Source organism: Thermoanaerobaculia bacterium (assembly GCA_018057705.1).
Classification (GTDB): domain Bacteria; phylum Acidobacteriota; class Thermoanaerobaculia; order Multivoradales; family JAGPDF01; genus JAGPDF01.
In genome coordinates this window covers 36,272-44,165 of sequence record JAGPDF010000037.1, presented here as the reverse complement: position 1 = coordinate 44,165, position 7,894 = coordinate 36,272, and the positions used below count along the sequence as shown (strand labels likewise).

The window sequence follows — 7,894 nt, the reverse complement described above, 5'->3', positions numbered from 1 at the left end:
CGCGCCAGTTCGGCGAGCGCGGCGAGGGCGACATGCTCGGCATCGATGCCGAAGAAGCGGCGGAGCTCCGGCCTCGCGGCGCTGCGGCCGAAGCCGTCGGTGCCGAGCGGCAGCAGGCCCTGCGGCACCCAGCGTGCGATCTGGTCAGGTACGAGCTTCATGAAATCGGAGACCGCGACGACCGGCCCGCGGGCGGCGCCGAGCCGACTCGTCACGTACGGCACCTTCGGCTCCTCGCCGGGGTGCAGGAGGTTCCAGCGCTCGCACTCGAGGGCCTCGCGCCGGAGCTCCTTGTAGGAGGTTGCGCTCCAGACATCGGCCGCGACGCCATAGCGCTCCTCGAGGATGCGCTGGGCGCCGAGCGCTTCGCCGAGGATCGACCCGGAGCCGAGGAGCTGCACTCGCGGCCGCTCTGCCGGCAGGCGCGAGGCCTGAAAGAGGTAGAGACCCTTGAGGATTCCAGGAGCCGCGCCCTCCGGCATCGGCGGCATCATGTAGTTCTCGTTGTAGAGCGTGAGGTAGTAGAAGATGTCCTCGCGCTCCTTGTACATGCGGCGCAGTCCGTCCTCGATGATGACCGCGACCTCGTAGGCGTAAGCGGGATCGTAGGCCACGAGATTCGGCACCGTCGAGGCGAGCACCAGGCTGTGGCCGTCCTCGTGCTGCAGCCCCTCGCCGTTCAGGGTCGTCCGGCCGGCGGTCGCGCCGAGCAGGAAACCGCGTCCGCGCTGGTCGCCGAACGCCCAGATCTGGTCGCCGATTCTCTGGAAGCCGAACATCGAGTAGAAGATGAAGAACGGAATCATGTCGAGGCCGTGGCTCGCGTACGCCGTGCCGGCGGCCGTGAACGAGGCCATCGAGCCGGCCTCGGTGATCCCCTCTTCGAGAATCTGGCCGTCCTTCACCTCTCTGTAGAACAGCAGCGTCTTCGAATCGACCGGCTCGTACAGCTGACCCTTGCTGGCGTAGATCCCGTGCTGGCGGAAGAGCGACTCCATGCCGAACGTGCGCGCCTCGTCGGGCACGATGGGCACGATGCGCTTGCCGATCTCCGGGTCCTTCAACAGCTGGCGCAGGATCTGAACGAAGCCCATGGTCGTCGAGACTTCGCGGTTGCCGCCGGCCAGGAACTCGGCGAAGACCTCCTTCGGCGGCTGCGGGAGCGCCACCGTCCAGACCTTGCGGGCCGGGACGCTCCCGCCGAGCGCCTCGCGCCGGGCGCGCAGATACTCCATCTCCGGGCTGCCGTCGGCCGGCCGGTAGAACGGCGCGTTGGCCAGATGCTCGTCGGAGACCGGAATCTCGAAGCGATCGCGGAAGGCGCGCAGTTCCTCCTCGTTCAATTTCTTCTGCTGGTGCGCGACGTTCTTGCCCTCGCCGGAGCCGCCCATGCCGTAGCCCTTGATGGTCTTGGCGAGGATGACGGTCGGCGCGCCCTTGGTCTCGGTGGCGGCCTTGTAGGCGGCGTAGACCTTCTCCGGATCGTGTCCGCCGCGCCGGAGGTAGGGCATCTTGTCGTTCGGGATGTCCGCCACCATCGCGGCGAGCTCCGGGTAGCGCCCGAAGAACTTCTCGCGGATGTAGTCGCCGCCTTCGACGGAGTACTTCTGGTACTCGCCGTCGAGAGTCTCGTTCATCACCCGCACCAGCCAACCCTCTTTGTCGCGATCGAGGAGCGGATCCCAGGAGGAACCCCAGATCACCTTGAGCACGTTCCAGCCGGCGCCGCGGAAGGCCGCTTCGAGCTCCTGGATGATCTTGCCGTTGCCGCGCACCGGGCCGTCGAGCCGCTGCAGGTTGCAGTTGACGACGAAGGTGAGGTTGTCGAGCCCTTCGCGGGAAGCCAGGGTCAGCGCGCCGAGCGACTCCGGCTCATCGGTCTCGCCGTCGCCGAGGAAGGCCCAGACCCGGCGGTGCCCGGTCTCGACGAGGCCGCGGTGCTCGAGGTAGCGATTGAAGCGCGCCTGGTAGATCGCCGAAATCGGGCCGAGACCCATCGAGACCGTCGGAAACTCCCAGAACGAGGGCATCAGCCAGGGGTGCGGGTAGGACGGCAGGCCGCCCCCCGGCGCGAGCTCGCGGCGGAAGTTCTCGAGCTGGGCCTCCGAGAGCCGCCCTTCGAGAAAGGCGCGGGCGTAGATCCCCGGCGAGGCGTGGCCCTGGAAATAGATCAGGTCACCGTCGAAGCCGCTCTCGCCGCGGCCGCGGAAGAAGTGGTTGAAACCGACCTCGAGGAGCGTCGCGGCCGAGGCGTAGGTCGAGATGTGGCCGCCGATGCCGTCCTCGTGCTTGTTGGCGCGCACCACCATCGCCATGGCGTTCCAGCGCAGGATCGACTTGATACGGCGCTCGATGGCGCGGTCGCCGGGATAGGCAGGCTGTTCGAACCAGGGGATCGTGTTGACGTAGGGGCTGACGGGGGCGGGCAGCGGCACGCCGCGCCGGAAAGCACGATCGGCCAGCTCGCCGAGCAGGAAGCGCGCGCGATCGTCGCCGCGGGCGGCGATGACGTCGTCCAGCGCCTCCAGCCACTCCTGCGTCTCCGACCTGTCGATGTCGCCTCTACCGTCCATGGAGCCTCCTCAGAGTTTCGAAGAATACCGGCTCGGCCGGCCAACCGGCCAGGCCGCAGGTGCGAGACGCCTGCAATGCAGCCGCGACCCGGGGAACCGGGTCGCGATGCAGCAGGTTGGCAGGTTCAGCCCTCCGAGTCGATGGGTCCTGCGGACGGGCCGGGGGCGCCCGCGCCCGGCGGCTGAGAGGTGCCGTCGGGCCGGCGCCCGCGACCGCCGCGGCGCTTGCCGCCGCGCCGCCGGGCCCGGTCCGCGCGATCGCCACCGACGCCGGCCGGCGCCGGAACGCCGCGCGGGGCCTGCCGGGTGCGCAGGTGGCGGTCGCCACCGGCATGCGGCGAAACGTAGGCGGAAGGCTCCACGTTGCCGTTGACTTCGGGCAACACGACCGGAATGTCGTGCAGCCGGCGAATCACCTTCAGCTGCCCGTCCTCGGGCTCGCCGTTGTCGTCGAAATTCTCGTCGCCGCGGTCGCCGGCAAACAGCACCAACGGCTCGCCGGTCGCTTGCGCCACCGGCAGGTCGCCCCGCTTGCCACGCCGGCGCTTGCCACCGCGCCGGCGCTTCTTGCCGCTGCGGCGCGCCTCGCCGCCGCCATCCGCCGCGGTGCCGGGGCCCGCCGCGCCCGTGCTCTCGGCATCCTCTTCCGCATCTTCGGCAGGATGGACCTCGAAGACCACCGGCGCGAGCGCCGCCTGGTTGCTGTTGCGGCGCACGCTCGCCTCGGCCTTGTGCGGAGCCATGGTGATGGGCGTCTGGCGGTCCCGCCACTCGATCTGCTCCTCGGGGCCGTGCAGGCGATGGGAAGCGACGATCTCGATCTCGATGTCGTACTCGCCCTCGAGGCGGGCCAGGTCCTTCCTCCGACCGTTCTGCATCGCCTCCGCGAGCTCCGGGTGCATCTCGACCCGGGCCTTGAGCAGGCGGCCGGTGGCGGCGCGTCCCTCGATGCGGCGCAGCAGGTTCAGACCGACCGATTCGATCGACGGCACCCGGCCGGTGCCCTGGCAGGTCGGGCAGGCGCGCTGCGCCCTCGCCCGGAGCGACTGCTGGATGCGCTGGCGGTTGATCTCGAGCAGACCGTTCGGCGACAGGCGGCCGACGGTCGAGCGCGCCCGGTCGATCTTCAGCGAGTCCTTCATCGTCTTCTCGACGGCGCGGCGGTTCTTCATGCTGCGCAGGTCGATGAAGTCGACGACGACGAGGCCGCCCAGGTCGCGCAGGCGAAGCTGGCGCGCCACTTCGCGCGCCGCCTGGAGGTTGGTCTCGAGGGCCATGTCCTCATGGCTGCCGCCGCTGCCGGCCCGGCCGGAGTTGACGTCGATCGCGGTCAGCGCCTCGGTCGAGTCGACGACGATCGAGCCTCCGCCCGGCAGAGGCACCGTGCGGGCGAAGATCTGTTCGATCTGGCTCTCGAGCGAGTATTTGGAAAACAGCGGCACGCGCTCCACATAGTGCGTGAGCTCGACCCGGGTCCGCGGCATGAACGCCTGCATGTACTCGGCGGCCTGCTGGAAGGCGGTCTCGTCGTCGACCAGGATCTCGTCGACGCCGACGTCGAGATGGTCGCGCAGGGCGCGCAGGATCAGGTCCTGGTCGCTGTAGAGGAGGCGCGGACCGTTGCCCCGTCGCGCCTCGGTCTGGATGCGCTTCCACACCCGGAGGAGCGCCGCGAGATCCTTCTGCAGCTCGGCTCGCGTCTCACCGAGCGCATTGGTGCGCACGATGACGCCGCCGCCGTCGGGCAGCTCGAGCTTGCCGGCGATGCCGCGCAGCTCCGAGCGGGTCTCTTCGTCCTCCACCTTCCGCGACACGCCGCGCGTGTCGTCGAACGGGGTGAAGACGAGATAGCGCCCGGCGAGCGAGAGGTTGGTGGTGATCGCGGCGCCCTTGGCGTTCTCGGGTTCGCGGGTGACCTGGATGACGATCGGCTTGCCCTGCTGGAGGATCTCCTGGATCTCCGGGCGCCCGCCGTGAGAGGGCTCGGCGTAGCGGGCTTCGGGCACGACGTCCTGGATGGCGAGGAACCCGTTCTTGCCGGTTCCGTAGTCGACGAAGGCGGCGTTCAACGCCGGCTGGAGATTCGAGATCACGCCGCGATAGATGTTGCCGCGCGTCAGACCCCCCTCTCCGACTTCGACCTGGTAGTTCTCGAGCCCGGCGTCGGAGACCACGGCGATGCGTAGTTCCTCCGCGCTGCGGGCGTTGATGAGCATTTTTCGAGACAAGCGGGCTCCGTGAAAAGTCGTTGCGAGCGTTTGGGGCGGGCGCAAAGGCGGCGGCAAAAGCGCCCGCGGAAGTGGCGAGAGTCTACTACGGACCGGGCCCGGTGCACCGTTTCGGCCTTCTGGCCGATACGATTCCCCGGCGATGGCTGCCGAGCGCCCCGGTCCTCCCCCCCCGTCCGACCCGGAACAGGGGATCTGGCACGGACGCCGGATCGCGCGCCGCTTCGTCTCGCCGGACGGCCTCACGGTGCTGGTCGGGAAGACCGCCGCAGAGAACGACCTGCTGTCGACGAAGCTCACCCAGCCGCTCGACTTCTGGTTCCACCTCGCCGGCGACTCGGGCTCGCACGTCCTGGTGAGGAACCCCGAGCATCTCGAACGCCTCCCCAAACCCACCGAGCTCTACGCCGCAGCGCTCGCCGCCGGCTACTCCAAAGCCAGGAACGCCGGCCGCGTCGCCGTCCACATGGCCCGCGGCGCCGATGTCTCGAAACGCCGCGGCCAGCCCCCCGGCGAGGTCACCTTGGAGCGCTACACCACGGTGATGGTCAAGCCGCAGCGGGAGTAGCGGTTTCGCCGTTCGGTGTTCGGGCGCTCCGGCACTCGGGATCCAAAGCGGGCTCCTATTTGAGGCGTGGTCGCCCACTTTGGATCCCGAGCGCCAGAGCGCCCTTTGCGGAACGAAGAGCCTATTCCTCAACTCTACCGACGAGGGGTGGCCGGGCCGAGGGCTCCCATGGGCGCGCAGCGCTTCTTCAGCGAGCACCCATGGGAGACGGACCGGACAGGACCCCGAGCGCGCCCACGATAAAGGGACAAGCTAAAGGGACACGATAAAAGGACAGGTTGCTCATCGTGTCCCTTTATTGTGTCCCCGGAGCGGTTTTACGCTAGATTTGCGCTTCATGAGGAAGATCGTCCACGTGGACATGGACGCCTTCTACGCTTCGGTCGAGCAGCGGGACCGGCCGGAGCTCAAGGGCAAGCCGGTCGTGGTCGCCTGGACGGGGCCGCGGTCGGTCGTCTGCGCGGCTTCGTACGAGGCGCGGCGGTTCGGGATCCGCTCGGCGATGGCGGCGGTCACCGCGCAGCGACAGTGTCCGCAGGCGATCTTCGTGCCGCCCGACTTCACGCGCTACAAGGAGGCTTCGCGGCGGGTGCGGGCGATCTTCCTCCGCCACACCGCGCTCGTCGAGCCGCTGTCGCTCGACGAGGCCTACCTCGATGTCACCGAAGAGCTCACCGGCCTCGCGACCGCGACCGAAACAGCGCGCGTCATCCGGCGTGAGATCCGCGAAGAGACCGAGCTCACCGCCTCGGCCGGCGTCGCGCCGAACAAGTTCCTCGCCAAGATCGCCTCCGACTGGAAGAAGCCCGACGGCCTGTTCGTCATCCGGCCGCAGGAGGTCGAGGCGTTCCTCGCTCCTTTGCCGGTCGGCAAGCTCCCCGGTGTCGGCAAGACCACCGGCGCCGCTCTCACCGCGCTGGGCGTGGCAACGGTCGGGGACCTCCGGGCGCGCTCGCTGATCGAGCTCGAGATGCGGTTCGGGAAGTTCGGGCGCCGGCTGCACGAGCTCAGCCGGGGGATCGACGACCACCCGGTGGTCTCCGAACGGCCGGTCAAGTCAATCTCCTCGGAGACGACGTTCGCGAACGACCTGCCGATCGCGGCGCTGCCCTCGACCCTCGAGCGCCTGGCAGGCCAGGTCTACGAGGCCGCCCGCCGGCGCGGTCGCGAAGGGCGCACCGTCACGGTGAAGCTCAAGACGGGAGACTTCCGTTCGGTGAGCCGCCGCCGCACGCTCGCCACGCCGCCGGCCGCCGCCCAGGAACTGGCGGGGATCGCCGTAGGCCTGCTGGATCTCTTCACGGAGGGCGAGTCCACCCGCTTTCGCCTGGCGGGAGTCGGCCTGTCGAACTTCCTCGACGAGGGGTCGGGGACCCCCCAAAAGGAGCTCTTTCCCGATCCAGAATAGAATGGGGCCGAATGCAAGAAGCCCTCCTTCCGCAACATCCCGTTCCCGAGACCTCCCGCTCCTTCGACGATCTGGGTATGACGGCCGAGCTGCGGCTCGCCGTCAGTGAGCTCGGCTGGACTCATCCGACGCCGATCCAGGCCGCCGTCATCGAAGCTGCGATCGCTGGACGCGACGTCCTCGGCCTCGCCGAGACCGGCTCCGGCAAGACCGCCGCCTTCGCGATTCCGCTCGCCCAGCGCATCCAGCCCGGCGGCGGCATCCGTGGGCTCATCCTCTCGCCCACGCGCGAAATCACACTGCAGACGAAGGCCTTCCTCGACTACTTCGGCGCCAGCCACCGGTTGCGCACCGTCTCGCTCATCGGCGGACTCAACATCAAGCATCAGATGGACGAGCTGGCGAAGAAGCCGTGCATCGTCGTCGCCACGCCCGGGCGTCTCCTCGACCACCTGGAGCGCCGGACCGTGCGCCTCGACAAGGTCGAGGAGCTGGTGCTCGACGAAGCCGACCACATGTTCGACATGGGCTTCATGCCGCAGATCAACGCCATCCTGGCCTACCTGCCGAAGGTCCGCCATACGTTGATGTTCTCGGCCACGATGCCGCCGCCGATCGAACGGCTGGCGCAACGCTTTCTCAACGACCCGCTGCGGATCGACATCATTCCGCCGGGGCGCGCCGCCTCGGGCATCTCGCACCGCCTCTACCTCGTCGATCCGGACAACAAGAAGCCGTGCATCCTGTCGCTCCTCAACCAGGAGCTCGGCTCGACGCTGGTCTTCGTGCGCCGAAGGAGCGACGCCGAGTGGCTCTACCGGGCGCTGCTGCGCGAAGGCCACCCGGTCGATCGCATCCACTCGGATCTCTCGCAGAAGGAGCGCATCGCCTCGCTCGACGGCTTCCGCGAGGGGCAGCACCGGATCATGATCGCGACCGACATCGCCTCGCGCGGCCTCGACGTGCCCGGGATCCAGCACATCATCAACTACGACCTGCCCGAGACCGTCGAGGACTACGTCCACCGCGCCGGCCGTACCGCGCGCGGCAACGCCACGGGGCTGGTGTCGTCGATCGCCAGCTGGATGGAAAAAGAGAAGATCCGCGACATCGAGGC

The 7,894-nt window shown here is 68.8% G+C and carries 5 protein-coding genes; 3 read left to right on the top strand and 2 right to left on the bottom strand.

What is annotated here, in order from left to right; genetic code table 11:
* A partial coding sequence (aceE, locus tag KBI44_12800; GenBank protein MBP9145357.1) for a pyruvate dehydrogenase (acetyl-transferring), homodimeric type occupies positions 1–2,573 on the bottom strand: 2,573 nt, incomplete at its 3' end.
* 125 nt (positions 2,574–2,698) lie between these two features.
* Positions 2,699–4,801, bottom strand: coding sequence for an Rne/Rng family ribonuclease (locus KBI44_12795; GenBank protein ID MBP9145356.1), 2,103 nt, complete (start codon positions 4,799–4,801; stop codon positions 2,699–2,701).
* A 142-nt stretch (positions 4,802–4,943) separates the two neighbouring features.
* Here KBI44_12795 and KBI44_12790 point away from each other — a divergent pair, with 142 nt between their 5' ends.
* The 3 genes from KBI44_12790 to KBI44_12780 all read left to right on the top strand — a co-directional run.
* Positions 4,944–5,369, top strand: a complete 426-nt coding sequence (locus tag KBI44_12790) for a DUF814 domain-containing protein (GenBank protein MBP9145355.1) — start codon at positions 4,944–4,946, stop codon at positions 5,367–5,369.
* A 337-nt stretch (positions 5,370–5,706) separates the two neighbouring features.
* Positions 5,707–6,777 (top strand): DNA polymerase IV, encoded by a 1,071-nt coding sequence (dinB, locus tag KBI44_12785; GenBank protein MBP9145354.1) that lies wholly within the window; start codon positions 5,707–5,709, stop codon positions 6,775–6,777.
* A gap of 11 nt (positions 6,778–6,788) precedes the next feature.
* On the top strand, positions 6,789–7,894 hold a 1,106-nt coding region (locus KBI44_12780; GenBank protein ID MBP9145353.1), incomplete at its 3' end, for a DEAD/DEAH box helicase.